Annotated in this window: 26 protein-coding genes and 1 pseudogene; 9 read left to right on the top strand and 18 right to left on the bottom strand. The window is 61.6% G+C overall.

Annotated elements, in window-relative coordinates; translation table 11 throughout:
* Positions 1 to 4: 4 nt before the first annotated feature.
* From K6I40_RS14940 to coaBC, 5 genes are all read right to left on the bottom strand, one after another.
* Complete coding sequence (locus K6I40_RS14940; protein ID WP_222919819.1) at positions 5 to 952, bottom strand: ABC transporter permease; 948 nt, start codon at positions 950 to 952, stop codon at positions 5 to 7.
* Positions 953 to 965: 13 nt separating this feature from the next.
* On the bottom strand, positions 966 to 2,612 hold the full coding sequence (locus tag K6I40_RS14945) for an ABC transporter substrate-binding protein (protein ID WP_222919820.1): 1,647 nt from the start codon (positions 2,610 to 2,612) through the stop codon (positions 966 to 968).
* Positions 2,613 to 2,718: 106 nt separating this feature from the next.
* Positions 2,719 to 3,288: a hypoxanthine/guanine phosphoribosyltransferase gene (gene hpt, locus K6I40_RS14950; RefSeq protein WP_222919821.1), complete on the bottom strand. Its 570-nt coding sequence runs from the start codon at positions 3,286 to 3,288 to the stop codon at positions 2,719 to 2,721.
* A 186-nt stretch (positions 3,289 to 3,474) separates the two neighbouring features.
* On the bottom strand, positions 3,475 to 4,101 hold the full coding sequence (locus tag K6I40_RS14955; protein ID WP_222920380.1) for a hypothetical protein: 627 nt from the start codon (positions 4,099 to 4,101) through the stop codon (positions 3,475 to 3,477).
* Between the two features lie 115 nt (positions 4,102 to 4,216).
* Complete coding sequence (coaBC, locus tag K6I40_RS14960; protein WP_222919822.1) at positions 4,217 to 5,389, bottom strand: bifunctional phosphopantothenoylcysteine decarboxylase/phosphopantothenate--cysteine ligase CoaBC; 1,173 nt, start codon at positions 5,387 to 5,389, stop codon at positions 4,217 to 4,219.
* Positions 5,390 to 5,549: 160 nt separating this feature from the next.
* Between coaBC and K6I40_RS14965 the strand changes: the two genes are divergently transcribed.
* The gene (locus tag K6I40_RS14965; RefSeq protein ID WP_222919823.1) at positions 5,550 to 5,696 is read left to right on the top strand and encodes a hypothetical protein; all 147 of its coding nucleotides are present in this window, start codon (positions 5,550 to 5,552) and stop codon (positions 5,694 to 5,696) included.
* Positions 5,697 to 5,755: 59 nt separating this feature from the next.
* Here the strand turns inward: K6I40_RS14965 and K6I40_RS14970 are convergent, their stop codons facing one another.
* The 3 genes and pseudogenes from K6I40_RS14970 to K6I40_RS14980 form a co-directional block, all read right to left on the bottom strand.
* Positions 5,756 to 6,325, bottom strand: coding sequence for a VTT domain-containing protein (locus K6I40_RS14970; RefSeq protein ID WP_222919824.1), 570 nt, complete (start codon positions 6,323 to 6,325; stop codon positions 5,756 to 5,758).
* Between the two features lie 95 nt (positions 6,326 to 6,420).
* On the bottom strand, positions 6,421 to 6,846 hold the full coding sequence (locus K6I40_RS14975) for a GtrA family protein (protein ID WP_222919825.1): 426 nt from the start codon (positions 6,844 to 6,846) through the stop codon (positions 6,421 to 6,423).
* Positions 6,847 to 8,279, bottom strand: a pseudogene (locus K6I40_RS14980) (sulfatase).
* 470 nt (positions 8,280 to 8,749) lie between these two features.
* Here K6I40_RS14980 and K6I40_RS14985 point away from each other — a divergent pair.
* The 4 genes from K6I40_RS14985 to K6I40_RS15000 all read left to right on the top strand — a co-directional run bounded on the left by K6I40_RS14985 (position 8,750) and on the right by K6I40_RS15000 (position 12,860).
* Entirely contained in the window at positions 8,750 to 9,769 is a 1,020-nt protein-coding gene (locus K6I40_RS14985) for a DUF1611 domain-containing protein (protein ID WP_222919826.1), read from the top strand.
* Between the two features lies 1 nt (position 9,770).
* Positions 9,771 to 10,814 (top strand): dipeptide epimerase, encoded by a 1,044-nt coding sequence (locus K6I40_RS14990; RefSeq protein WP_222919827.1) that lies wholly within the window; start codon positions 9,771 to 9,773, stop codon positions 10,812 to 10,814.
* A 149-nt stretch (positions 10,815 to 10,963) separates the two neighbouring features.
* A complete protein-coding gene (locus tag K6I40_RS14995; protein WP_222919828.1) occupies positions 10,964 to 11,869 on the top strand; it encodes a response regulator in 906 nt (301 codons plus the stop codon).
* Between the two features lie 112 nt (positions 11,870 to 11,981).
* Complete coding sequence (locus tag K6I40_RS15000) at positions 11,982 to 12,860, top strand: hypothetical protein (RefSeq protein WP_222919829.1); 879 nt, start codon at positions 11,982 to 11,984, stop codon at positions 12,858 to 12,860.
* Between the two features lie 589 nt (positions 12,861 to 13,449).
* On the opposite strand, the gene K6I40_RS15005 is transcribed toward K6I40_RS15000, so the two are convergent.
* Positions 13,450 to 13,635, bottom strand: coding sequence for a hypothetical protein (locus K6I40_RS15005; RefSeq protein ID WP_222919830.1), 186 nt, complete (start codon positions 13,633 to 13,635; stop codon positions 13,450 to 13,452).
* Between the two features lie 623 nt (positions 13,636 to 14,258).
* Between K6I40_RS15005 and K6I40_RS15010 the strand changes: the two genes are divergently transcribed.
* Complete coding sequence (locus K6I40_RS15010) at positions 14,259 to 14,681, top strand: hypothetical protein (RefSeq protein WP_222919831.1); 423 nt, start codon at positions 14,259 to 14,261, stop codon at positions 14,679 to 14,681.
* A gap of 66 nt (positions 14,682 to 14,747) precedes the next feature.
* Here K6I40_RS15010 and K6I40_RS15015 read toward each other — a convergent pair whose 3' ends face one another.
* From K6I40_RS15015 to K6I40_RS15035, 5 genes are all read right to left on the bottom strand, one after another.
* Complete coding sequence (locus K6I40_RS15015; RefSeq protein ID WP_222919832.1) at positions 14,748 to 15,965, bottom strand: C39 family peptidase; 1,218 nt, start codon at positions 15,963 to 15,965, stop codon at positions 14,748 to 14,750.
* 141 nt (positions 15,966 to 16,106) lie between these two features.
* The gene (locus K6I40_RS15020) at positions 16,107 to 16,553 is read right to left on the bottom strand and encodes an AAA family ATPase (RefSeq protein WP_222920381.1); all 447 of its coding nucleotides are present in this window, start codon (positions 16,551 to 16,553) and stop codon (positions 16,107 to 16,109) included.
* A gap of 273 nt (positions 16,554 to 16,826) precedes the next feature.
* Positions 16,827 to 17,864, bottom strand: a complete 1,038-nt coding sequence (locus K6I40_RS15025) for a hypothetical protein (protein ID WP_222919833.1) — start codon at positions 17,862 to 17,864, stop codon at positions 16,827 to 16,829.
* 79 nt (positions 17,865 to 17,943) lie between these two features.
* Complete coding sequence (locus tag K6I40_RS15030; RefSeq protein ID WP_222919834.1) at positions 17,944 to 18,972, bottom strand: hypothetical protein; 1,029 nt, start codon at positions 18,970 to 18,972, stop codon at positions 17,944 to 17,946.
* A gap of 176 nt (positions 18,973 to 19,148) precedes the next feature.
* Positions 19,149 to 20,198: a hypothetical protein gene (locus K6I40_RS15035; RefSeq protein WP_222919835.1), complete on the bottom strand. Its 1,050-nt coding sequence runs from the start codon at positions 20,196 to 20,198 to the stop codon at positions 19,149 to 19,151.
* 233 nt (positions 20,199 to 20,431) lie between these two features.
* Between K6I40_RS15035 and K6I40_RS15040 the strand changes: the two genes are divergently transcribed.
* The gene (locus tag K6I40_RS15040; protein WP_222919836.1) at positions 20,432 to 20,941 is read left to right on the top strand and encodes an FxLYD domain-containing protein; all 510 of its coding nucleotides are present in this window, start codon (positions 20,432 to 20,434) and stop codon (positions 20,939 to 20,941) included.
* A 46-nt stretch (positions 20,942 to 20,987) separates the two neighbouring features.
* On the opposite strand, the gene K6I40_RS15045 is transcribed toward K6I40_RS15040, so the two are convergent.
* Together K6I40_RS15045 and K6I40_RS15050 are read right to left on the bottom strand one after the other, a co-directional pair.
* Positions 20,988 to 21,335, bottom strand: a complete 348-nt coding sequence (locus K6I40_RS15045) for a hypothetical protein (RefSeq protein WP_222919837.1) — start codon at positions 21,333 to 21,335, stop codon at positions 20,988 to 20,990.
* A 224-nt stretch (positions 21,336 to 21,559) separates the two neighbouring features.
* On the bottom strand, positions 21,560 to 22,405 hold the full coding sequence (locus tag K6I40_RS15050; protein ID WP_222919838.1) for a PspA/IM30 family protein: 846 nt from the start codon (positions 22,403 to 22,405) through the stop codon (positions 21,560 to 21,562).
* A gap of 112 nt (positions 22,406 to 22,517) precedes the next feature.
* Between K6I40_RS15050 and K6I40_RS15055 the strand changes: the two genes are divergently transcribed.
* Together K6I40_RS15055 and K6I40_RS15060 are read left to right on the top strand one after the other, a co-directional pair.
* The gene (locus K6I40_RS15055) at positions 22,518 to 23,141 is read left to right on the top strand and encodes an alpha/beta family hydrolase (protein ID WP_222919839.1); all 624 of its coding nucleotides are present in this window, start codon (positions 22,518 to 22,520) and stop codon (positions 23,139 to 23,141) included.
* 147 nt (positions 23,142 to 23,288) lie between these two features.
* Positions 23,289 to 24,188, top strand: a complete 900-nt coding sequence (locus K6I40_RS15060; protein ID WP_222919840.1) for an FRG domain-containing protein — start codon at positions 23,289 to 23,291, stop codon at positions 24,186 to 24,188.
* Between the two features lie 22 nt (positions 24,189 to 24,210).
* Here K6I40_RS15060 and K6I40_RS15065 read toward each other — a convergent pair whose 3' ends face one another.
* Together K6I40_RS15065 and K6I40_RS15070 are read right to left on the bottom strand one after the other, a co-directional pair.
* Entirely contained in the window at positions 24,211 to 24,645 is a 435-nt protein-coding gene (locus K6I40_RS15065; RefSeq protein ID WP_222919841.1) for a DUF6069 family protein, read from the bottom strand.
* 215 nt (positions 24,646 to 24,860) lie between these two features.
* Positions 24,861 to 26,708 (bottom strand): ATP-binding protein, encoded by a 1,848-nt coding sequence (locus tag K6I40_RS15070; RefSeq protein ID WP_222919842.1) that lies wholly within the window; start codon positions 26,706 to 26,708, stop codon positions 24,861 to 24,863.
* Positions 26,709 to 26,734: the final 26 nt, after the last annotated feature.

Raw genomic sequence — 26,734 nt, forward strand, 5'->3', positions numbered from 1 at the left:
TGGATCAGTATCGAATGCGTGGGTCGAGTACCGCGTAGACGATATCGACGAGCAGGTTCGCGAGGACGATCGAGACGGCGATGAGTAGGACGCCGGCCTGAATGACCGGGTAGTCCCGCTGCAGGATCGACCGGACCAGTAGCCGCCCCATGCCCGGCCAAGAGAAGATTTGTTCGACCACGACAGCACCGTCGACCAGAAACGCGAGCTGGAGGCCGGCGACCGTCACAACCGGGAGCAAGGCGTTCCGCAGGACGTGTTTCAGGATCACCGTCCGCTCGCGTAGCCCCTTCGCGCGCGCTGTCCGAACGTAGGCCGCGTCGAGTTCCTGTCGCATCGACGACCGCAGTAGCCGGGTGACGAGCGCGGCCGAGGCCGTTCCGAGCGTGATCGTCGGCAAGATCATGAACTTCGCCATCGCGAGACTCGCCAGTGGCGCGTCCGGCGGGATCACCCGAACCCAGCCGAGTCGGACGCCGAAGACGAGCAAGAGGACGAGCCCGAGCCAGAAGTTCGGCGTCGCGATGCCGGCGAGCGCAGCGAGCCGACTGAGTTCATCGGCCGGCTCGCCGTGCCTGACCGCAGCGACGATACCGGCGGGAACGCCGATCGCGAGCGCGAGCAGCCACGCGGCCCCGCCGAGAGCGAGTGTCGCGGGCAGCCGCCGGCCGACCGTCGCTGTGACGCTCCGCCCGGTGATCGGCGACTCGCCGAACTCGAGAAAGAGCGCGTCCCGCAGCCAGAGAAGGTACTGTTCCCAGATCGGCCGGTCGAGATGGTATTCGGCCCGGATCGCGGCCTCGGTGCCGGGGCTGACGTTTCGGAACCCGACGAGCGCGTCGATCGGGTCGCCCGGGAGCGCGTGGACGAACGAGAACGTCAGTGCGGTGACGCCAAGCAGGACTGGAACCGTGACCGACACCCGCGTGAGGACGTAGCGACCGAGCGACATTGGTGGGAGTGAGTCAGGATGAGCGGACGTACTCGTCGGCGATCCGTTCTCGGAACGCCTCGTCGGTATACGCCTCGGCCAGCGGCGAAATAGGCGTGTATGCCGGTCGGCCGAGCCCGTGATATACCTCCTCGACGATGTGCTCGCGGGGAATCAGCATATTACACCCCCGGCGAACGGCGTTATTGGAAAACGGATCGTGATAGAGTGGATAGATCAGCATATCGAACCCGCCGCCGATGTGGCGGTCGACGCCGTACGCGTCATCGTCGTCCAGTTCCGTGAGACTCGCCGACGGCACGCCGTCGCTGAAGTCGGTATTCCCGGCCTCGAGTGCACCCTGTCGTGACGCCTTCTCGGTGATGACCTCGAGTCGGACGGTTTCGATCGGTGCCGTCGCCGGGACCGTCTCCGAGCCCGCGAACCAGTAGTCCTCGAACCGTTCCAGTCGCCAGTCGTCGCCCGCTTGGTAGTCGACGAACTGATAGGGGCCGGTTCCGATCGGTGTCGACTCGAGGTCGAGGTCGCCGTTGATCGCCGCTATCGGGACGATCGGGACGTTGAACAGCCGCTGTTCGAAGGGACCGTACTCCCGCCAGCAGTGGATGTCGATCGTATAGTCGTCGACGATCTCACTGTCATCGTACCAGTCGAAGACGTCGGATTCCCGCGGTTTGCCCTCGTAGCGTTCGAACGAGCCCTTGACGTGTGCGGCGGTGAGCTCCTCGCCGTTGTGAAACTGGACGCCCTCTTGGAGTGAAAACCGATAACTCGTCGCATCGAGTCGCTTCCATCCGTCGGCCAGGACCGGCTGAAGCTCACCGTCGAAGTCGATGCCCACGAGTCCCTCGTAGATGAGTTGGACCGCCTGACTCGAGGGGGAGTCGTTCATCGAGACGGGATCAGTAGTCGAGATATCATTTCCGAGATCGCCCACGAACTCGTCGCTCCCCTCGAGATTCGTATAGACGTCCGCCCAGGGGGCATACACCGCACTATACGTGCCCGGCTGGAGCGGATACGTTTGCCAGCCGCTGACGACGTCGGCGTTCCAGGCGTGTGCCGTTTCGCTGAATCGAATGAACGATACCGGGGAGTCGGCGACTAGCCGTTCCTGTAGCTGTCGGTAGATATCGACCCGTTCGTCGGTGACTGTCTCCTCGAGTCCGCTATCGATGTATTTGTCGACGGTCTCGTTGGTGTAGTGGTTGACGTTGAGCCCCTCGGGGGTATGGTTGTCCGAGTGAAACAGCATGTTGACGTAGTCGTCAGGATCCCAGCCACCGGTCCAACTGGCGATGAAGAGGGCGTTTTCGCCCTTGTCAGCCGCCGTGGTTAGCAGGTCGAGATAGGTCGTCCACTTGTATTCCGCAATCGAGATATCGAAGAAGCCGGTGTCCTCGAGCTCGGCCTTGAGGAGTTCCGCGAATCGGCTTCGTTCGGTGTCTTCGGCGACCGCGATCGTCGTTTCAAACGGTGGTTCGATACCGGTCGCCGCGAACCCCTCCTGAATCAGTTCTTCGGCCGGGCCGTCGGCTTCGATACTATTGCTGCGGATACAGCCGCCCAGCCCGGCGATCCCTGCCGTACCCACACCCTTCAGTAGTGAACGCCGCCGTAGTGCACGGCGTTCACCCGACCCGACGCTATGCCCTGACATCAGTGTGCGATTCAGATCGTGGCAACATATTCCTTGTGATGAATATGCACAGATCGGTTAGGAGATCGGATATAGTGGCCGAAAAACGTCGTATTACCGGAGCTACTTACTGGTCGCCTTCCTCGTCAACGATGACGACCTCGCCGTCAACCACATCGACGTTGATCAGGGTCTTGACGTTATAGCCTGCGTCGTCGACCTTGTTCTCCCCGCCGACCTTCTTGATGACTGCAACGGTATCCACGACCTCCGCGCCGATCTCGTCGAGTGCGGCGAGCACCGAGGCGAGCGTACCGCCCGTCGAGAGGACGTCGTCGAGAACGAGTACGCGCTCTCCCTCGCGCACGTCGTTGATGTACATCTCGTTTTCCGAATACCCCGTCTTCTGGGAGATCGCGACCTCGTCGTCGAGGCCGTACTGGCGCTTGCGGATGACCGTCAGCGGAATATCGGTCATCAGCGAGACTGCAGTCGAGATGTGAATGCCCATCGCTGCGGGGGTGACGATCCGGTCAACCTCATTGAGTTCCGCCTTCCGGATGATTCGAATGACGATCTCGCGCAGGAGGGTGGGGTCGAGCTTCGGGACGCCGTCGCTGATGGGATGAACGAAGTAATGATAGCCGTTCTTCTCGATGATCGGCGCCTCGAGGAGCGACTGTTTCAACTGATCCATGTCGTCGGTGGGACGGTAGCGGAGTAAAAGTTGACGATACGGCCGGGACGATCGCCGAATGCGAACATCACCCATCCCGCCTGTCGGTTCGGACCAATCGATCAGACGGTCGGAACGGTCCACACCGTCGCTGCTGGCATGTTGGCCGGGCGTTCCCGCACGTCAATCGTCAGTCGTCGGTCGCCGTCAGTCGTCGGTCCCGTAGCTGAGCTCGGGCGGCTGATCACCGTGACCAAGGCGCATGTTCCGTTCGTGATAGATGTGTGCGACCGCGGTCACCGTAAACATGACCGCGACGACGGCCGTCCAGGTCAGGTTCGACAGGTGCACCAACGGATAAATATCCAGCCAAAGTGCGGCGACGAGTGCGCAACTAATCGCACCCAGCGAGAGATACAGCTCCCGCCAGGCGAACTCCCGACCGGGGACGATCTCGAGGTAGACGCTGATGTCCCGCGTTCGCTCGGTCGCCTCGATGACGCCCTGATCAGAGTCGAATCGAAGGATACCGGACCCGTCCATCTTCGGGAGGTGTGTCTGCTGGAGCGTCGTGTAGACCCGCTTTCGCTGTTCGGGCGTCACTCCCTCGAGCGTTGTCTCGTACTCCCAGGCGGCCACTTGCTGAGCCAGATCACCGAGTTCGACGGGCCGATCGTCCTGCTTGAGATACTGCAAGACGTAACGCCGTCGCTGGTTCCGGAGTACCTCGAATATTTCACCTTTAGAGAGCGGGTCGCCGGTATCGGCGTCTCCGTCCCCATCGTCGGCATCGGCAGCGCCGTCGGTTCGCAGTCGTTGCCCCACCTTGATCACCTCGAATTGCCGGCCCACACCGGTCCCCCCAAAACCGTAAGATCCGATCGTCTATCCATTATCCCGGTCGGATGTACCCCACCCATATAATTCTCCTGACGCGCTCGAAATTCAGTTACGAATCTGTTATGTTGGTGGCCAGTACCGCTGCGATCGAGTCGGCGATTTCACCGCCCAGTCCCGTTTTCGTCCCTTCGTACCGGGCGGCATCGTTCGCGTGGACCAGCAGGGCCTTCGTTCGCTCTGCGCCCATCACGCTCGCGTCGTTCGCGACGACGAAGGCGAGCTCCGCCCGCTCGAGTGTCTTCCTGGCCTGGTCGATCATCGCGTCCTCGTCGCCTGAGGTTTCGGTCTTGAAGCCGACGATCGGGAGGTCGGGGTACTGGGATCGGATCTCGTCGATGAGCTTCGGTGTCGGCTCGAGCTCGAGCGTGAGCTCCTGGCCCGAGCGAATCTTCTCCTCGTTCGTGTCGACGGTGTAGTCGCCGATCGCCGCCGCCGAGACGAGCGCGTCGGCGTCCTCGCAGGCCGCGCTCGTTGCCGCGAGCATCTCGCGGGCGCTCTCGACGTCATGAACGTCGGCGAAGGGCACGTCCGGGCCGTCGTGGACGAGGGTCACGTCCGCCCCGCGGACGTAGCAGGCCTTCGCGACGGCGCGCCCCATCTTGCCCGACGAGCGGTTCGTGAGGATTCGGACGGGATCGATCGACTCGCTAGTCGCCCCGCTCGTGACCACGACATGCTCGCCCTCGAGCGGCCGGTCGCTGGCCGCACGGGCAACGTCACAGACGATCGCCTCCTCGCTGGCGATCTTCGCTTTCCCCTCCTCGATGCGAGGATCGACGAAGTCGACGCCCCACTCCGCGACGGTGTCGATGGCCTCGAGGACGCCGGGATGATCGTACATCGGTTCGTGCATCGCCGGGGCAATCACGAGTGGCGTGTCGGCACCGAGCGCGGTCGTCGCACAGGTCGTCACCGGTGTGTCGTCGACGGCACCGGCAATCTTACCCACGGTGTTCGCCGTCGCCGGCGCGATCAGGAAGACGTCCGCCCAGCCGTCGTACCCACAGAGATCGACGTGTTCGACGCTCCCCGTGATCTCCGTGACGACTTCGTTCTCGGTCGCAAACTCGACGGCCCACGGATGAATTATCCCACCTGCGCTGTCGGTCATCACCCCGCGAACCGCGGCACCCTGCCGTCGCAGCTCGTGGGCTAGTTCGACCGTCTTGACGGCAGCGATCGATCCAGTCACTCCGAGCGCGACGTTGACTCCCTCGAGCATTCAGCGCTCACTTCGCGCGTGGCCGGTTTATCAGTACCGCCATGGCAGCTAAGACCCGACTGCCGATCCGTCGTGTCGACTGCTACTCGCTGTCGTTCCGTGATGCCTCGCGATTTCGGCGCTCGGCGGCTCGGATGCCTCCGACGGCGTCGCAACGCGGTTGTCGCGAGAGAGCGCCCTCGAGCGAGACGACGAGCCCCGCGCCGACGGGGACGAGCCCGCCGGAGACAGCGAAGGCGATCGAGCCGAGCTCCAGGCGGCGAGCCAGCGGTCCGTCAGTACCGTCTCCTCGGTTGCGAACGGGTAAACCGTGATGAGAGTTCGGCTCGAGTCATCGAGGCCCGTGACCGAACCGGCGGGGGACTCTCAAAACACCGTTACGAAGCCACCGAGGAGGCCAAGCGTAACGACGAGCCGGCCGAGACTCCCGAGAAACGTCGCCAGCGCGAATTTCGGGTAATCCTTCTCGAGGACGGCGAAGGCATAGATCGAAATCGTGTCGGGAAAGAAGGGGACGGAGAGGGCAATCGCGAGCCCGCCGTAGCCGTACCGTCGCGCCAGTTGGACGGAGCGTTTCTCCGACCACGCCAGCACGTTCCATCTGGACTGGCGCAACCATCGGGTTATCGGCCCGGACTGTTTGACTTCCTGACCGAGGTGAAACGCGACCACGCTGCCGGCGGCCTTCCCAATCGCGCTCACGAGCATGATACTCGAGAGCTGCAGCCACGACGGGAAGCCGAGATCGAGTGGTGCGAGGAGGACGACCTCGCTGGGGCCAGGGAGCACGAACGCGATTAGAAACGAGTAGACGAAGACGATTCCCATGCCGGCCCAGCCGGTTGCCGACTCGACAATCGCCTCGCCGCTCCCGACGAGGAGATTAGTTAGCATCTCGAGTACGAGAAGCGCTGATAACGAAAGAGTGCCGTTCATTGTGAGTCAGGTAATAGAGTGTTCCCAGTTCTTTCGGACGGGGCGACCGACCGTCAGTTGCGGGGGTTCACGTCCGATCGAGATGGGGCCGATCATCACGACCCCCATGTCCACCGCGCGTCGAGTACGTATCGATACACACCACTGAGAACGATAGCAATCCCGTTGGCTACCAGATACGGAAGGTGTCCCCACTCGACGAAGCCGAAGAGGAAACCGATCTGGATTGGTACCGCCGTCCCCCGGACGACGTTCGTCTTGAGTAATCCGACGAGATACTCGATAGTGCCGGTATTCTGCGTCGCCTGAAACGTCCACGCGTTGTTGAGCACGTACGAGAAGATAATCGTAATCTCGATGGCGATCACTGCACCGACCAGATAGTGTAATCCGACATTGTCGACGAACGCCCACAGTAATACGATCTGTACCCCCGCAGCGACGGTCCCGACGATAGCGAACCGTCGGAGTTGGCGGGCAAACGGGCCGTCAACGAGACTGCGGAGGAACGATCGGATCATCTATCGGTAGCCCAGTGCCGACAACCGCGCCTCGAGATCCTCGTCAACGTCCTCGTCATCGGTCGTTTCGGAGTCGTGTTCCCGAATCGCGCTGGCGTGCTCTGCGACGAGTGGTGCGAGCGATTCGATCACGTCCGCTTGCTCGGGCGTCGGATCGGTCGCGAGGTTCGTTTGTTGCCGTGGGTCATCGGGTCGGTAATACAGTTCGGACTCGGTCGTGTCGACGTTTTCGATATAGGTCCAGTCCCGGTTCCGAGCACTGACGAGGAGGTCTCCGTCGGTGAGCGACCGCGGAATCGGTTGGTTCGTCACCGATTCGTCACGAACGGTGACCGAGACGACCGGATCGTCGGTCGGCTGCTCGTCGCCGGTCACGCTCGGAACGAGCGTGTCACCGGTCCACGATTCCGGAGCCTCGACGTCTAGGAGGTCGGTTACCGTCGGTGCGATCGAATCGAGACCGACCTGTCCGTCCACCCGCCCCCCTCGGAGCCGGGAACGTCGACGATCAGCGGGACCTGAATGAGTTCGTCGTAGAGCTTCGGATAGTGCGCGAGGTGACCGTGTTCCTGGAACTCCTCGCCGTGGTCGCCCGCCAGAACGACTGCCGTCTCGTCGTCGAGATCGTTCGCCGAGAGTGTCTCGAGGAGTCGCCCGATGCTCGCGTCGACCTGCCGGACCGACGCCTGATAGAGCGTTCGAAGGTCCGAGAGGGTTCGATCGCTGACGCCCAGCCCCAGCCCGGTCTTGGTGTGGGCGAGCAACATTCTGTGCGTGCCGACCCGGTTGTCCGAGACCTCGCGAATGTAGCGGGGCGCGGGGACGTACGGCGTGTGGGCGTCCATGTAGTGGATCCAGAGAAAGAACGGCGACGACGTCTCCTCGACGAACTCACTCGCGGCGTGCTCGACATCGAACATTCGAGACATGTCCAAGAACGGTCGATCGTCCGTTTCGCCGCGGAGCCACGAGCCGGCGCGGCGGACGGGCGAGGCGGCCAACTGGAGCCAAGCCTCGACGGTCGGATGTGTCGCGAGATAGCGGCTGTAGACGCTCGATCCGACGTTCGCGACGAACGATTCGAACTCGTCGAACCCGTCTTCGTACCCCCAATGCGTCGTGAGGAATCCGTTCGCGGCGTTGAAGCCACCGGTCGCAATGTCTGCGTCCGAGACGGTCTCCGCGAGCGTCGGGGATTCCTCGACGCCAATCCGTCCGTTATCCGCGAATACGGGGCGTGAGGACAGGATCGACGGGAATGAGAACGGCGTCCAGTTCCCGGTCGCGAAGGCCCGATCGAAGACGGTCCCACGGTCGGCGAGGGAATCTATTACCGGCGTATGACGGTCGGTATCGTACGGGCTGACCGCGTCCGACCGCAGCGAGTCAACCGTAACGAGTACAACGTTCGAAACTGATGTGTCAGATCCCATCCTTTTCTAGATCTCCCGTCGGTTCGCTTCGATTCCACCAAACGATAGTGACAGGGATGTTAGGTGTCGGCCCCACGCTGACCCGTTCGAACTGGTGGAATACGACGTTGGAACCGAATCGGTTAGTTATCGAAATGAGGGTTTCGGTATTGTCGAAATGATAGAAATATGTTGATATCATCCATCTCTCAAACAGCCAGATTGGAATTTGATACAACTAAATCAAAACTTCATTTTAATGTGTCTGTAATCAGCTATTCGCTATCAGTCGCTTCGCGATCCAACCGAAATATCTCACACTCCTCGGGCACTGACTACTGACTCCGTCCGCCGTTACCGCCGACGGTTTCGTCGCACGTCTGTCGCGTTGTACTGTCGGCTGGAACTGATTTCGAAATCCGCCAAGACCGACCGACGAACCTGCTAGACGAACGATGACAATATAAGTGACCGCTCGTCTATGTCCCGGTATGCGTATCGCGATTCTCGCTCACGAGAAGTTTCCCGACCGAGCTAAGACCGCCCTCGGCGTCCTCCGGTACGCCGACCACGACGTCGTTGCCGTGCTTGACCGAGCGAACGACGGACGGCGCGTCGCCGATTTCGTTCCCGACGTCCAGGACGCACCGATCGTCTCCGGAACGGCGGACCTCGAGTCGGACGCCATCGATACCCTGTTGATCGGTATCTCTCCGATCGGCGGGGAGTTCGATGAGAGTTGGCGGGAAGACGTACGGACGGCCCTGAAGTACGGCTGTGACGTGGTTTCGGGATTACACTACTTCCTCGCAGAAGACGAGGAGTTCGCCCAGTTGGCAGCTGAAAACGACTGCGAGATCCGCGACGTCCGGAACCCGCCGGCCGATCTCACGGTCGCCGCCGGCGTCGCCGATGAGGTCGACGCGGAAGTAATCCTCACCGTCGGTACCGACTGCTCGGTCGGCAAGATGACGACGACGATGGAACTCGCCCGCGACGCTCGCGCGGCCGGCCACGACGCCGCCGTGATCCCGACCGGCCAAACCGGGATCATGATCGAGGGCTGGGGCAATCCGATCGATCGCGTCGTCAGCGACTTCACCGCGGGCGCGGTCGAAGAGATGATCCTCGAGAAGGGCGACGAACACGACTACCTGTTCGTCGAGGGCCAGGGCAGCATCGTCCACCCGGCGTACTCGCCGGTCACGCTGGGCATCCTCCACGGATCGATGGCCGATACGCTCGTGCTCTGTCACGAGGCCGGCCGAGAGGAAATCCACGGCTACGAGTCCTTCTCGCTGCCGTCGCTCCCGACGTATATCGATCTCTACGAGAGCGTTGCCGAACCGGTTGCGGAGAGCCAGGTCGTCGCCGGCGCGCTCAATACCGCCGGGCTCGAGAACGATGAGCAAGCCCGCGAGGCGGTCGAGGAATACGCTGACGCGATCGGCGCACCCGCGACCGACGTGATCCGCTTCGAGACGGACGAGCTACTCACGGAACTGTGCTAAGATGACCCTCGAGATGTCCTTCGAACGGCGCTCGCTCCCCCTTGAGTACCCCTTCGGGATCGCCCGTGGAACGACGACCGAGACCGAGGTCGTGTTCGTCCGGATCGAGGCAGACGACGGGACGACCGGCATCGGCGCTGCCGCGCCCTCGTCACACTACGGCGAGACCGTCGCGACGGTCACGGCCGTCCTCCCCGACCTGCTGGCGGTCGTCGAGCGCGTCGGCGATCCCCATCAACTCGAGCGAATCGAGCGCCGCATGCGCGAGACGGTCCGGCAAAATCCGTCGGCCCGCACGGCAGTGAGCATCGCTCTGCACGATCTCGTCGCGAAACAGTTTGACGTCCCGCTCTATCGGTACTGGGGACTCGACCCGACGGAGACGCTCGAGACCTCCTACACCATCGGCCTTGACGACCTCGAGACGATGCGCGAGAAGACGACGACGGCCATCGATCGGGGGTACGGCACGCTGAAAGTCAAGCTCGGGACCGACCGCGATCTCGAAATCATCCGGACGATCCGGTCGGTCGCGCCCGACGTCCGGCTGTTCGTCGACGCAAACGAGGCCTGGACGCCCCGCGAAGCGGTCGCAAAGATCGATCGGCTCGCCGAGTTCGACCTCGCGTTCGTCGAACAGCCGGTCCCGGCCGACGATCCCGAGGGGTTACAGTTCGTCTACGAGCGCTCGACGCTGCCGATCGCCGCCGACGAGTCATGCATCATGCTTGCGGATATCCCGCAGATCGCCGATCGCTGTGACATCGCGAACCTGAAACTAATGAAATGTGGCGGATTGCGTGAGGCCAGACGGATGATTAGTACCGCCCACTCCCACGGCCTCGAGGTGATGTGTGGCTGCATGACCGAATCCAACGCCTCGATCGCGGCGGCCTGTCATCTCGCACCGCTACTGGATTACGCCGACCTCGACGGCTCACTGCTTCTGGCCGACGACCCCGCCGATGGCATCCCGATGCCCGACGGCCGGATCGACCTCGCCGGCCTCGAGCGCCCGGGAACGGGTGCGCTCCTCGAATCGTAAGCAGCGGCTCATCAGGTTGACCGATACCGGATCGCACAAAATTCTGTATGGTTGATATATTCCCACATGATGTGAGTATATCTAGACTTATTTAGGGTTCGAGCGGAAACGGATCGGCAGTAGCGGCCCACAGCGAGCGAACTCCACACATGCCACTCGAGTCATCCCACGGTGCCCGGACGGACGCAACCGAGACGAGGCCACCCGAGACGACGCCTCGTCACGTGCTGATCGTCGAGGACGACGAGGACCTCGCGGAACTCCTGTGCGTCTGGACGCGAGATTGCTTCGGCCGAGACGCACGGATCCGCGTCGCACATTCGGTCGCTGATGGCCGGACGCAACTGGACGCTCAGGCGACGCTCGACGTGGTGCTTCTCGATCGGCAACTACCCGACGGCCCGGGGCGAGAGCTGCTCGATTCGGTAACGAGCTGGTTCGATACGATCACACTGATGATCACCGCCGTCTCGCCGGAAAGCGACATCATCGATCTCCCAATCGACGACTACCTCGTCAAACCGATCGACAAGGAAACGCTCGTCACGAAACTCTCCCTGCTCGAGAAACTCGATGCGGCTACCGCCTTAGCGCCCTACACCGATTCCCGCAAGGCCAGCCTGCTCGAGTTCCACCTCGACGCGCCCGAAGAGAACCCGCTGTTCCGGCGCTTCGCGGCCAGATGGCCCCCCAATCGCCTCGAGATCGCGGTCGTCGACGGCCACCCGGTCGTCTACGAACTGTACACTGGCGGTCAGCGGGCAGGCGACGACCGCGAGATCCACGTCTCGATCGCCGGGACGCTCGCCGCGGATATCGACCCGCTGCTCAAGGCGGGGGAGATCGAACCGGTCGGCGAACTGCTGCCGTCGGGCGACGACTACGCCCTGATTCAGGTCAACGACACTGACCCGATCGAGTCCAACGATGGGGCGATCGTGATCTACGACTTCACCTGCGAGACGCCCGAACGGTACGTCACTGACGACGGCGGACGGCCGCCCGGCATGAGCGCTCGCGAACTGACGACCGTCCTCGAGTCGGCACTCGACTGACGCGCAGCCGCCCCGCTGTGCCCGAGTACTCGACGGGAGTGTCCGCTTCGGGAGACTGTCAGTCCGGCCGGCAACGGGGTTTCATACTGACGGTCGGTGTGGAACTGCTGGTATGTACGACAGTGACGGCGATCGAAACGTGTCTCGACGAGCGCTGCTTCGGGCGTCGGCCGGCACGGCCGCCCTGTCGGCCATCGGGAGTGTCAGAGCCGGTGGGGACGACGGAGCGACCGGGATGGCCCAACGGATCGACCGAGACTGTCCGGAGGCCACCCTCGAGCCCGGAATGACCCCCTGCGAGGGGGCGAGTATGGAGGGGTGTGCGGACGATCATCCGGCGACGACCGAGATCCGGTCGGCGGTCTCGGAGTCCCTCGAGACACAGTATCCCAACGTGGACGCGCTGATCGACGCGGGATATAAGCCGTACTTCGATACGCTCGAGACGGGCGACGACAGCTGGTCGCACTGGCTCAATCCGGAGTTCATCGGGGACGACGAACTCGTAGACCCCGAACGGCCGGAATCGGTCCTCGTCGACAACCAGTCGTGGCGGTCGATTGGCGTCATGTTCATCGCGACAAGTGACGGGGAGCCGGTCGAGCCGCCGGCAGTGTACGGCGCGGACGACGCCGAGCAACTGTGTTCGCCGTGGCACGCCCACATCGGTCTCCCCGGCCGGTTCGCGTGGTGGTTCTATCAGCAGACCTACGAGCGGGATTTCGAGGACGGCGACCTCGAGTTCCCCTGCCGGACGCCCTGTATGCTCCACGTCTGGACCGTCGACCATCCAGAGAGCGTCTACGCACACGACGCGCCCCCGCAGGAGTATCGCGATCTGCCGCCCGCGGACGATCCCGATTTCGACACCGACGCAGTCCCTGGCGAGGACGAACTCGACTGGGGTGCGCTGCCGGAAGAGGTCATCCCCGATCGGCTGCCCACTGATCTCGGTCTGACCGGCCCCTTCGGTCTCGATCTGGGGCTATAGCGATCGGTCTCCCCACGCAGAGCAGTGGCGAACCGACGAGGGTGGCGCGCGCTGGGACGCGATGATCCGATTCGAATCGCGGCGCAAACTTGTGCAAGGGATAAGCGAACGACCGCTGGGAGTGAGCGTTAGCGCGGAACCGACGGTTCCGCGAACTATGCGAATAGTGCGGGACCGGCGGTCCCGCATACCGTGCGAACGGGCCGTCGGCCCGTGAGCAGAGGGCGCTACGCGCCCGTGAGCAGAAATTGGTTGGGGAGGGCGTGGCGATTCCGTGTTGCCACGAGAGCAGGGCGCTTCTCTGGTTAGTTACTCTCGATCTCACTGATTGATTTATAATGGCCCTCCGTAGTTATTCTCCGCCGAGAAGTGCTCGAGCCGAAGATGTGAACGACTCTACTGATTGCAACCGACTCGAGGCCCGTTTTCGGACCGACCGCCCGGCGGACGGTGTCGACGGGGTGGTGTGGTGGTTCGATCGACACCGCCGAGCGGCCGGCTGACCGCCGGGACTCGAGGCCGAGCCCCTATAGTAGCCGTTGAAACGAGTGACACGCTGATCGCTATGCGATCAGGTGTGCAGTGACTGTCAGTGGCTACTAGACTCGTCGCGCTGGACCAAATTCGGCGGGACTGTACAGCCACAGGGACTCGCCGAGGCGGTCATGGGTCCGGTGACGGTGACGAATCCGACCGGCACACCGCAGCGCGGGCAGTCGGGGAGCGGTGACGAGTCGTCGCCGTCGTCGTCACTTCCGTCGGGGTCGTTACGCATCCCGACCGTTCCTCGGTCGCCGCCGTTTCGGCATCGACGCTCGTCGTGTCGGGCGATTCCACTGTCGTGCGGGACGTTTATATCCCGGTAGAATGTACGCAATCATGGCTCGCTAACCCTTCCGGGTTGGAAGCCAAGCCTCGGGTGTTGTGACCACCCGGGGCGTTTCGACGAAGCCCCTGATTCGAGACTCGCTTCCGTTCTAATCGTTGACCCGTTGTGCCTTATATCTACTGTTACGACAGTGAAAGAGACTCGGGCTCGAGTCAGCGATTCGCCTCGAAGTGGACCAATTGACCCGGAAGAAACGCTTCAACCCAGTTCAACTCTTGCCGAAACGCAGAGAGCGACAGATCCGGTCTCCATAGCGGTACGTACAGGTAGGACACATAGCACGCTACGTAACGAGTTGTCCGTTCAAGAGACGTGATTTCCGAGTTTCATAGGTAACCAATCGCCGAGTATTGCCCGACTATTCCTACCAGAGCACGGAATCCAACACTAACCACAGTGATGAAGAAGGGCGTCAACTGAGTCTCCCATTCAAGGTTGGTATGTGTCTGTGAGTATACCATTTCGAGTTATGGGAAAATACTTTTTATATCTCAAAACACACTAAGGCCATGTCAATACTCGACAGATCGGTCCTCCAAGCTGTTGAAACCGCACTTGCAGTAGCCGTCCTCCTCGTCGTCACAGTGATGGTGACTAACGTCCCGTTTGAGTATCCATCAGGGCCGACACTCGGTGGCGTGCCAATCGACCCGGAACTAGTCGTTCCCGGCGCCTTCGGCGTCATTGTCCTCGTCAACGGGGCCATGGATGGCCTCGATATCTGGTCAAGTATCGTCGGTGCTATTGGCGCTATCACTGTTTTGCTGGCAAGCGGTAGCCTCTACACGCTCTACACTAGTAATCCTGGCATGTTTGCCGGTGGACTCTTCACGCTCGCCACCGGAGTCCCGCTCTCGCTTCTCATCCTCGGCCGGCGGGCTGTCGACATGGTTGCCTACCAGAGACGAAACACTATCAGTGATGCCCGATGAAAGAACCTCGTCCTTGAGAACTGTGAGAAAAGGGAGAGATGCTTGATTACTCGATCTTAGCGGTAGCTACTGTTTCGTGATTCGAGTGACGAAGGCATCTGTCCAGTTACCATTACTGACTCGGTCTGGCGCGGTGTTGTAGCCGTTGTGTACCTTGTGGTAGAAATAACCGCTCCCATTTCTGTAACCAACGACAGTGACACTGTGACCATTGATCCATTCGCTGTCTTTGGAATATGGTCCGTTCGTCATGTTTAGCATCGGTGGATTGTTGTTAGCAACGGCGTCTTCGATATTTCCTTTGATCAACCAGTGGTTGTTGTTTCCATTATAGGAATACGTCCCCTCTGCGTAGTTCGAGATTCCATTGTCGATATCATTGAAATCCGAAATTCCGTCTGAGTCTGTGCCCATATCGTCATGGAGCCTGTCGATGAGTGCCTCGCGTTCATCGGCATCGTCCCACTCATCGATACCTTCGTGGTAGCCGATGGCCATCGAACCAGCGATTGGTGAACACCCATCCCACTCGTCCCAAGTGTCATCTCCTGATCCGTAAGAAGTAGTGCTCGCCCCGCCATCGTCGTACGATTTCCAGTTCGGAACGTTAGAGATAGAGTCGTCTGTACCACCCTCCCAGTCGGGTGCGTTCAGGTCGTCCCCTTGCAGTGTAAACTGGTCTTCCTTTGTTTGCTTGTTACCCTGTTCGGTCGGATCGTGGGTCGGTTTTAGGTTATCCGCATTGCTGACAGCGGGTAGCGGTAAAATTCCGTCCCCACGCAGATCGATCATACGTCGGTCGGTCGTTTCGATACCGAACTGGACGCCGCCTTGGTAGAGGAACCGGTCGTGGATGGAGACGCCGTTTGCCTTGGCCACTTGGCTGGCACGGTCCACCCGTTTGTGGGGCGCTTTCGATCGCCCAAACGCAAGGACAGGGGTCACTAACTGGTCCGCGTCAATAGTGATGTAACCAACATCATCGCCGCGGTTTTCAATCGCAAACACCCACGCTCGGGGCACATACTCAATCGAGTTCTCGCTCTGGACTTTCCCGTAGTACAGTTGCGGTGCCCTGACTTCTTCCGGTTGCCAGTCGTCGAACTCCGAGTCTTTACTAATCTGCTTGACGGCGTTTTTTGCAATTTGTCGAGCCGTCTGTCTGGGAACGTATTCGTCGCTTTGTGCTGATGTGGTGCCTACGGAAGACAAAAGTGTTCCAGTGATGCTTGCTGCTCCGATACCTTTTATCGCTTTCCGCCGGGTTATTAATTTTCTATCCATGAGACCATACCACATTAAAACTATATAAATAAGTTTCCACCATTACAACCACCAAACTATATATGTATAACCATCCAAATATCTGGGCGTTCCTGTGAGATTTTTTATGGTCACGAGTCACTGCCGTCGGGAGGAACCGACTCACTCGAGCCAGCCGCTACTCGCAGCCAGAATCCGATCGGCCGCCTCGTCGGGCCCATACTCGTCGGTATCGATCTCGAGGTCGGTATCAGGGTCGTCGAACTCCCGGTAGACCACGTGGACACCCTGCTCGTCGATCGGCTCCGCCCGACGGCGATTGCGTTCGAGGCAGGTCTCGAGGCTCGCGGTCACGAGGACGAACCGAACGTCACCCAGCGTCCGAAAGTTCGTCTGCCACGCTCGCTGATAGAACGTGCCGTCGACCAGCGTGACCCCGGCGTCGGGCGCGTCGGCGACCTGTTCGGCCAGTTGCTCGTATGTCCGACTCGAGAAGTCGTCGGAGTGGACCGACCGAACCGGCACGTCCCGCGCCGCGAGCCGAGCGCGGACACGGGCCGCGATCGTGGTCTTGCCTGCCCCCGGCGGCCCGCAGATGACGACGATCACGCCCGTCGGTAGCCGCCGAGGGCATACCAATAGCGGGGATGTCGATCGTCGACTCGAGGCCGCTCGAGCGTTCAGATCGCCGTCGAACGCGCCGTTCTCGAGGGGAGTGCCTCGAGACACCGTCGACAGGAGGTGTCGAAGACGCTGTTCTCGGTCCGGGAGACGGGACACTGCCGTCGCGTTGTCTTGGATGATGTCGATACCGGTGCCGGTTCAGACCGGGATGGATAGTTGCGGCCCACGGCTGCAAGCTACTGTCGCTCGAGCCACTCGTCACTCCCAGTCGATCTCTTCGCCGCGACTCGACTCCCGCAGGATGAACGGGCCGATCGCCAGCGTCCGTTTGGCCATCGTTGCGACCCGCAGGATGAACGCGATCAACAGCAAGAACGGCGTGACGGCGATCGTCGACGCCAACACGACGATCCACACGAGGATATCCACGCCGAAGAACACCCCCGAGACGGCGTCCGAATCGAAAAAGAGGAGCATCGACATCGTGACCACCAGCGACGGGACGGCGACGTACATCATCGCCCGCGAGAGGTTGATCAGCTCCCACTGGAAGTACAGCGTCTTGAAGTGCTCGCGGGCGAGGCCAAACAGTTTCAGCGACTCGAGCAGGTCGTCGTAGGCTTCGCGAGCCTCGTCGGTAAATGAGTCGGCGTGTGCGTTCTGAATCCGCTGGGCGCGGAAGATCTTCCAGGAGTAGTTGTAGTCCAGTGCCGACTTGACGACGTCGAACGTTCCGAACTGGGCGTTCTCGAGATCCTCACGGATCGAGTCGGCGTGGGTCGTCAGATTGTCGACGAAGTCGTCGACGCGCTCTCTGAGTTCGTCATCCTGACTGTCGGAGACGGCATCGCGGAAGTCGATGGCCCGGTCCTCCGACGACGCCACGACCGCCTGCAGGAACGAAGACGGCTCCGGCGGACTGATCGGCGCATCGATCGAGTCTTCGACGTCTTCGCGAAAGTCGAGTGCACCCTCGAGGCGCGTGCGCTGATCTTCGACGGCTCCGAGTTCCTGAGAGAGCACCAGCGAGTTGATCGTGACCACGAGGGTGACCCCGGTGATCAGCGCGGTCGTCAGCGCCTGAAAGAGCGTCCCGGTCGGATCTTTCACTCCCATGAGCGCCCTGAGCGAGACGGGACTGAACCGTGCGGCCGCGAGGAGACCGACGAAGACGAAAGCCATGAGGCCGGCGGTGACGACCCACCGGTTTGCGTTCAACAACAGCTGATGTTTCCACGTCGGGTCCGCGCTACGCTCGGCCATCGTGTCGCTGGGTTGGGACCCGTCGCCGCTCATCGTTCGATCCGGACAATACCAGACGGTCTCGGAAATAGCTACGGCAAGAAGTGAACGGAATCCGGCAATGACGACCGATTCAGCCCAGGTCCTCGTCGCGTTCGGACTTCCGGAGGATAAAGGGGCCCATGGCGAGAGTCCGTTTGGCGACGGTCGCGATCCGGAGGATGTAGACGATGAAGACGACGAAGGGCGCGATGCCGATGACGAACCCCGCACTGGTCAACCAGACGAGGTTGTCAACGCTTAGCGTCGTCCCAGGGAGCGCGCTGGCGTCGATGTACATCATCAGGAGTCCCATCGCCACCAGCGCGGGCACGGAAATATAGAGGAGCGCTCGCGAGAGGTTGATCAGTTCCCACTGGAAGTACAGCGTCTTGAAGTGCTCGCGGGCCGGCCCGAAGAACTTCAGGATCTCGATCATCTCGTCGAGTTCGTCGTCTGCGTCGTCGGACAGCTCGTCGCCGTAGTCGGCCCGAATTTTGCGGGCGTCGTAGATCTTCCGGGAATAGTTGAAATTGAGCGCGTTCCAGATCACGTCGAACGTGCCGAACTGGGCGTCCTCGAGGTCGTCCTTGACGACCTGTGCGTTCTCGATCGCGTCGTCGACGTAGTCGGAGACCTTCGCCTGAATCTCGTCGCCGTGGTCGTCCGCCACCGTTTGCTCGAGGTCATTCGCTTCCTCCTCGACGCCGTCGACGAGTTCGTAGAGGAACGCCGCGGGTTCCGGCGGCGTCACGTCCTCCTTCTCGAGTGAATCCTCGATATCTTTGCGAAAGTCCATCGCGTCCTGCATGCGTTCTCGCTGGTCGCCGACCGCACCGAGCTCCTGGGACAGCACCAGCTGGTTGATCGTGACGACGATCGACGTCCCCGTGATGATCGCACCGATGAACGCCGAGAAGATCCAAAAGGTGCCGTTGTGTTGTGCGACGATAATTCGCAGGGGCGTCAGTCCGAGCAGGCTACACCCGACCAGCACGGCGAACACAGTTACCAAGATGACCGCAGTGAAGAGCCAGCGCCCCATCCGAAGCAATACCCACAGCCGCAGGCCGCCGACGCCGGCCCGTTGACTCAACACGCCGCTCGAGTCCGAATCGCTCATTGAGTGTGAAAAACGGATGACAACGGCGGATAAAATACCCATGCGGGAGTGAGCAATCCCGACGGGTATAGTAACAACTGAAACGATTTACACGCCGATCGCACAGCCGTCGTGCGATCGGGTGTGCAGTGACTTTCAGTGGCTACTATAGTTGTCACTCGTCGAGCCAGAACGACTTACCGCTCCTCGCCATAGGTCACGTCGAATGGCCCTTCCTCGGGATCTTTCTGGGGGATCATCGGACCGACTGACGCGGTGCGGCGTGTGACGGTTGCGGTCCGGAGGATGTAGGAGACGAGCAGCGCCAGCGGCGAGAGGACGACGACGATCAGTGCGCTCACGACAAACGGGAGCACGGCCGCACTGACGCTCGGTCCGGTGAAGTCGGCGTACAGGAGACCGACGAGGATCGCCGACAGGATCGATGGAACCCCACAGTAGATCGTGAGCTGTGAGAACCGGGTGAGTTCTCGCTGCAGGTACGTCGTCTTGAACTGCTCTCGAGCCACACTGAACAGTTTCAGGGAGCCGATCAGTTCGTTGAGTTGCTCCGTCGCGGCCGGCGACAGCGAGTCGTGGTAGTCGTTTCGAAGATGGGTCGCGACGTACAGCTGCCAGGCCTCGTCGTAGTTGATCGCCGCCGACACGGCTGAGAACGTGCCGAACGCCGAATGCTCGAGCGTTTCGTCCACCCGATCAGCGCGCTGCTGGACGCTGTTCGTATACTGGACGACCGTCTCGCGGACCTCGTCGTCGTGATCGGCGACGATCTCGGCAAGCTCGACGGCGTTGTGCCGGATCGATTCGATGATTAGTTCGAGCACCCTTGTGGGCTCAGTCGGGGTCGCGGGAACGGCCGCCTCGTCCGCCACGTCCTCGCGGAACGCCACGACGCCTTCGAACCGGTCGCGCGCTTTGCCCGCCGCACCGAACTCCTGAGAGAGGATGAGCTGATTGACCGAGACGACCAGCGTCACGAGCGAGAACGTGCCCGCGATCATGCCGCTGGCAACGCGCGTCACGGAGTTTGGGTTGACGAAGTTGATAATGCCGAGCTCATGCAGTCCGACGATCAACGCGAAGATGACGACCGAGAGCAGCGCCGCGACGGCTAACCGGTTTCCCTGGATCAGGAACCACTCGTGGAACTGTGTCAACGGCCCTGCCTGCCTGCCCACGTCGGCTCCGTAAGACTCGAGCGTCTCGTCGGTCTCGGCGGGTCCCATGGCGATACGTTCCACCGACCCGACAATAAGGGCCTGCGTTGCACACACCGTCGGCACCGGTATAGACCGTGATCGACGCGGCCCTCGACGGGCACTGTCAGCACGAGTGAACTGGGACGTCCACCAGAATGAAGAGAACGGCCGCTTCAAGGCCTACACTGAAATACGTCCGCACTGTCAGTCCGGTACATGCTCAATGAGGGAACCGAGATGCAGACGATCCGTCGACGGCGATGACCCGATCGGAATCGACGCATCGACGGCGAGTACTCGCATCACTCGGAACTGGGATCGCTGTCGCGGCCGCCGGCTGTCTCGGCGGCGACGGGCTCGGCGGCCAGCCGTCCTATGAGGAGGGGACTGTCAGGAGTGTCAACGCCAGCAATGTCTCAAGCAGAAATGCAACCCAGATGTCCACGGCGGCAGCACTCGCCCAGCAGCAACCCAACAACTCGGTGACACCGCTCGACCCACTAGAGTTGATCAACCACGAGTTCGTCGTCGAGGACGGCTATCTGGGGTCGACGATACAGGGGACCGTCGCGAACACGGGAACCGATCGGATCCAGATCGTCGAAGTGCGAACGCGCGTCTACAACGACGCCGGAAACCTGCTCGGCCGCTATCTCGCCAGCACCGGCGACCTCAACGGCGGCTCGACGTGGGAGTTTCAGGTCATCGTCCTCGAGTCACCGTCGGATGTCGCTAGCTACGATATCACCGTTCTGGGAACCCCCTCGTGATCGGCGCGAGTGCCGACTCACCGCGACCGGCGGTCACGCCGGTCGGTCAGTCGGCCAACTCATCGAGGAGTTCGTCCGCGACCCCGTCGGAGACGGCGTCGATGCTCACGGCGAGCGTATACGCCGGCCGCCCCTTCCCGGTCGGCGACGTCTCCGCCGGCTCGACCTCGTCAACGAAACCCTCGGCCTCGAGTTGGTACAGTGATCGGATGACATCGGCCTCGGTAATCGTTCCGACGACCTCCGTATCGACCTCGGGCAGTTGCCGCTGGCAGTGCTGGCGGAGTTCGTGTGTCTGGACCGGCGTTTGGCCCTCACGGGCGAGTTCGGCGACGCCGAGCAGGATAGCCTGATTGGTCAGTGAGATGGATTCGAGCGGTGACTCGTCACTCATAGCACATACTTGTTCGTGATCAATCGTAATCGTTTCTCTGCCATTCAGAACGGAAACCGGCAATCGGCCCAAGCAGACCGAGTCAGTACACCGCTCACCGATGGCGCGAGACGTGACTGACTGGTGATAAGTGGTGCAGCCGCGATTCGATTCCGTCTATCGGCGACTGGCGGGAACCTAGATCACCGCTCCGATACCCCGCTATCGATTCGGGACAAATCGACTTACGCGTTCTCTTCGTCCTGTAACTCCGCCAGTTCGGCCTCGACTTCGTCCTGCTCGCCGTTCTCGAGTTCCGTGAGCTCTTCCTCGTCGACCTCGGCTGCCGCGTCGGTCTCTGCCTCCTCACCGGACGCCGTCTCCGTGTCGGTGTCGGCTCCGACGTCGGACTTGAGCGTCTCGAGTTCGGCCTCGACACCACTGTCGGTCGACAGCTGCTCGAGTTCGCGGTCAATGTTGTCCTTGTCCGAGAGCACATCCTCGAACGCGCCGGATTCGTGGAGTTCGTCCATCGCGGCGGCGCGGGCCTCCATGTCTTCCGTTTGTTCTTCGGCTCGCTCGATGGCGCGGCCGACGTCTTCGAACTCCTCGCCGGTGGCCGTCATCGCCTCCGAGACCGTGGAACTGGCCTTCGCGGCCTCGTGGCGGGCCTTCATCGTCTCCTTCTTGGTTCGGAACTCTTCGATTCGGCTCTGGAGTTCGTTCTTCTGTTCGATCAGCCGGTCTTGCTGGTTCTGGAGGTCCGAGATCTGGCGCTCGAGATCCTCGATCTGGTTCATCTTCGTCTTCTTCTTCTCGAGGGCACGTCGTCCCAGATCCTCGCGGCCCTGTTGGACGGCAGTTCGGGCCTGATCGTTGTGTTTCTCGACGTTCTCCTCGAGGCGGCGTTTCTGCATCTCGAGGCGCTTTTTCTGCGTCGTGAGATCGGCGATGCCCCGCTTGACCTGCTGGAGCTGGTCGCGCATCTGCTCGTAAGAGTAGTCCAGCGTTTCGGTCGGATCCTCGGCCCGGTTGAGCACCGAGTTGAGCTTCGACCGGATGACGTAGGAGGTCCGAGAGAGGATGCCCATACTCGCTACGTATTGCTCGCCGCCCTTAAAATGTCACTTCAGGAATATCCAATGTCGAAACTGATCGCCGCGGCTCGTCGATTTGATTACGCGCCGCAGTGAGTATCCGTCTATGACCGACGTGCTAATCCCCGGGAGCCGCGACGTTCGTGGAACCCTCGAGGAACCGACCGACGAACCGCGGGCCGTCGTCGTCGCTTGCCCGCCCCATCCCCAACAGGGCGGCTCGAGGAGCGATCCTCGCCTCGTCGCCGTCAGCGACGCCCTGACCGAGGCCGGTATCGCCTGCCTACGCTTCGATTACGGGTCGTGGGACGAGGGTCACAGCGAGCGAGAAGACGTTCGCAACGCCGTCCGGTGGGCTCGCGACGAGTACGACGAGGTCGATGCCGACGGACTCCCGGTCGGCGTCTTCGGCTACAGTTTCGGCGCGTCGCTGGCCCTACTCGCGTCGGCCGATACCGACCCCGACGCCGTCGCCGTCCTCGCTCCGACGGCGCGGCTCGACGACGACCTCAACGCGCTCAAGACACTCGGCGGCCTTGAAGCACCGGTTCACGTCCTCTACGGCGAGCGGGATACGACCGTCGACTGGGAACCGGTAGTCGAACGAGCACGCGAACGCGGCGACGAGACCACCGCGCTAGCGGGCGACCACTTCTTCCTCGGGAAGCACGACGAGATTGCGACGACGGTACGGTCGTTCTTCGAACGGACGCTGCTCGAGGTGGCGTGACTGGCATCGAGACCAATCAGGATCGCAAATATTCCCGAGCGGCAATCAGTCACTGCCACCCGTGAGAATCGCTTTTCCTCGCGCCGCGAGTAAGCCGGCCACTGTGGCACCGATTCAGGACCGAGCCCGGCACGGCCGTGCGAACCGATGACCGCAGCCCATCCCGAATCGATCCAGCGGGCAGAGACGTGGACCGAACTCCAACAACTGCTTTCCCAGGAGATGTGGATGGGCGACATCGGCCGCCACCGCTCGCCCTACGTGTTCCGTGGCGTCCCGGATGAATCGTTCAGCCTCGAGACGCCGATCAGTCGCTTCGTCGTCGACTCCGGACAGTGGCACCTCGAGCCCCTCTTGCTCCGGAACTTCGCTCAGTACGCGGCGGGCGAAATCGACGAACCCCAATCGATCTGGCACCTACTCTCGATCGCCCAGCACTACGGGCTGCCGACCCGGCTACTCGACTGGTCATTCTCGCCGCTCGTCGCGGCGTACTTCGCGACCCGCACCGGCGACACCGGACACGACGGCGCGATCTGGGCCGTCGACTACCGGAAACTACACGCCGATCTCCCCGATTACTACCAGGACGTCCTCGAGGTGACGGAAACCTACATGCTCGACACGCACCTCCTCTCGAACGCGACCCTCGAGTACGCCCTGCGCGAGGATACTGGTGACGGACACGGACCGACCCGAAACCTCAACGACGTCTCCCGCGTGAACGAACTCTGGCAGGAACTGTGGGCACCCGAAAACGAGCGCGACGACGAGTACGTCATGTTCTTCCGGCCGCCCGCGATCGACGACCGCATCGTCAACCAGTCGGCCGTCTTCTCGTTCCAGTCCGATCCGCGGCTCGTCTTGGACCAGTGGCTCGCGGACCGCCCCGACTGCTACCGCAAAATCGTCATCCCGGGTGAGCGCAAACTCGAGTTCCGCGACAAACTCGACCAGATGAACATCAATCACCGGACGCTGTTTCCCGGACTCGAGGGGTTGGCGACCTGGCTGAAACAGTACTATCAGCCACAATCGGGGGAGTGACGCGAACGGTTGAACGATGATATTAGCGTCGGTTCCAGCGGTCGGTTAGCACTCCGACACAAATGACTGCCGTTATGACGTGCATCGCTCCGAGGATAGTACCGGAGACGAGGCTTCCACCGGGTTCACTGGGGATGACAGTAAAATCAGGAACTAACGATACGAGGAGGACGACCGCCGCGACGGCCGCGAACAGTCGATCGGGGTTGTCGGTGACTCGCGTGAGGATACCGTAGGTTACAGCTGCACCGACAACGCCGAGGGTAGTGAACAACGATACTGGACCATAATTTAGTGCCATCAGACTTGGGGCAATGCCGCCGGTGTTCGCCCCAAATACGATGAGCCAGTTGATAGCAAGTGACAGTACGAGCGCTACCGCCCCCGATAGCGCGATATCTCTGAGAGAGGCTGTCCGAGAAGATGACGATGACGAGGAGTTCGTTTCCGGTTCCATATCCGCGTATACAATTCAGGCAGCGAAAAACATTCTGGACACATTCATATACTGATTGAATAGTGAAACGGGACCGTACGCGAGAGACGCATGATGTATTCACGACTCTGAGAACAGCAGTCGGAGCGGGCGAAAGCGTAGTGGTGTAGAAGCAAATCGTGAGCGGCTGTTTGGAGCGCATTCGTCCGAAAAACGTCTTGGTCCGTCCGAGAATGTCAGTCCCGCCCGTGCCGAGTCAGACACTTCGGAAGCCCGATCAGTTCGACGGGTTCCGAATTATCGGGCGAGTAGACGACCATCTGCCCTTTCTCCATGTAGGGCACTTTGGACTCGAGGTTACTAGGAATATTCACGCTCTTGATGGCGTCCTCGTCGCCGAGGTTGAGCACGACGGTGGTATTGATCTGCTTGAAGACGGCGTCGTGGATGTCCTGAGGATCCTGCGTGATGAGGAAGAGGCCGAGGCGCTCCTTTCGACCCTGCTTGGCGGCCTCGGTGAACTTCGTGATGACCTTCCCGGCCTGGACCGAGTCGGCGTCGGTCAGGAAGTTGTGGGCCTCGTCCATGCCCAGCACGAGCGGGGTCTCCTTGATCCGGTCGTAGTCCGGGTCGTTCGAGAGTTTCTGGTCGATGATAAGCGAGGAGACGGCGAGCACGATGGCCTCCGTCGCCCGGCTGTCGTTGATGTGGTAGGTCGGAACGACGGTGAGCCCGCCGGGCTGGATGAAGTCGTGTACCAACTCGGTGATCGGGCGCGCGTCCTGGTCGAAAATGTGCCCGAAGCCGAGCACGCGCCGGCGGACGGCGTCGAAGGTCGCCTCGTGGACCCGACCCGACTCGTCGAGTTCCTCGCGAAGCGCGGGGTCATCGAGGAATGTAGTGAACTCCTCGTAGGTCCCATCGCTCCCGTACTGCTTCCGAAATCGCGGCAGGAGAACGGTGGTGAGCGCGCCGTACTGGTTGTCGTTCAACCCGCTGCCCGCGACCAGCCACGGGTTGTCGTGGACCATCGAAAAGGGAATCGTGAACTCGACTTGCTCCGCGCGGTGGTGGCCCGCCGCGTACGACGCCGAGCCGACCTTCGGAATAAAGGCGGTCGTCTCGTCGTGGCCGCCGTAGGCGATCCCCTCGCGCTCGAGACGGCGCGCGAACTCGTCGTCCAGGTCGGGGTTGTCGTCGTGCATCTGGGCGTACTCATCCTGCGGGTCGAACTGGACGACGGCGGGGCTGACCTCGCGGCCGTCGTCCATCGGATAGGTTCGCTCCTCGGCGAGATACTGGCGCAGGATGTTCTTCGCGCCGTGGGTCTTCCCCGATCCCGTCCCGCCGGCGATCAGGGAGTGGCGGAAGACGAGCGGATCACCCGCGTCGTAGTCGTCTTTCAGCCGGTAATCGATTGTTGGTGGCGACGCGGCGGTTCGAACCTTCTCGCCGCCGACCGAGAGGTGGCCCAGAAAGACGCCGTCGTCGGGCATCTTCAGCCCGGTCTTGATCTCCTCGGTATCGTCGGCCTGCCGAATCACCGTCTGGGGTTTCGGCACCCGATCGGTCATCCGCCGTTTCAACTCGCCGTCGTCATCATAGAGGACAGCGACGGGCTCGAGATTCGCGACGAACTTGTAATCGGCCTCGTCGATCTCGTCGGTTCGCATCGCCCGTCGCGCGTGGATCTCCGTCGCGTCGTCGGCGTGGTACTGCTGGGCGTACTCGAGGCCGGTGATACGACAGAACAGCGTCTCGCCGTCAGGGTAGGGCGCGAGCAGGTAGCTTCCGATCCGGATCGACGAGCGGTTACCGCGAGTAACGTACGCTCGCAGCGTCGTGTCGTCCTCGTCCTCGGCAATGCGCAGGCCCTGGGAGACGCAGATCGTCCCGATACCGACGTCTTCGCCACTGGGTTCGACGGTCGTGGCTTCGAAATCATCTGTTACCTCGTCGGTCGTGGAACTCGCCGTGCCCTCGGAACCCGAAGACGACGGCGACGAGCCCGCCGCGTCGGCCGCCGAGCCGTCTTCGATACCGGCGTCGGCGTCAAAATCGCCGAAGTCTCCCAGATCGCTCATACCAACCCCATCCGGCCCATCCCACA

The organism is Natrinema sp. SYSU A 869 (assembly GCF_019879105.1).
Classification (GTDB): Archaea; Halobacteriota; Halobacteria; order Halobacteriales; family Natrialbaceae; genus Natrinema.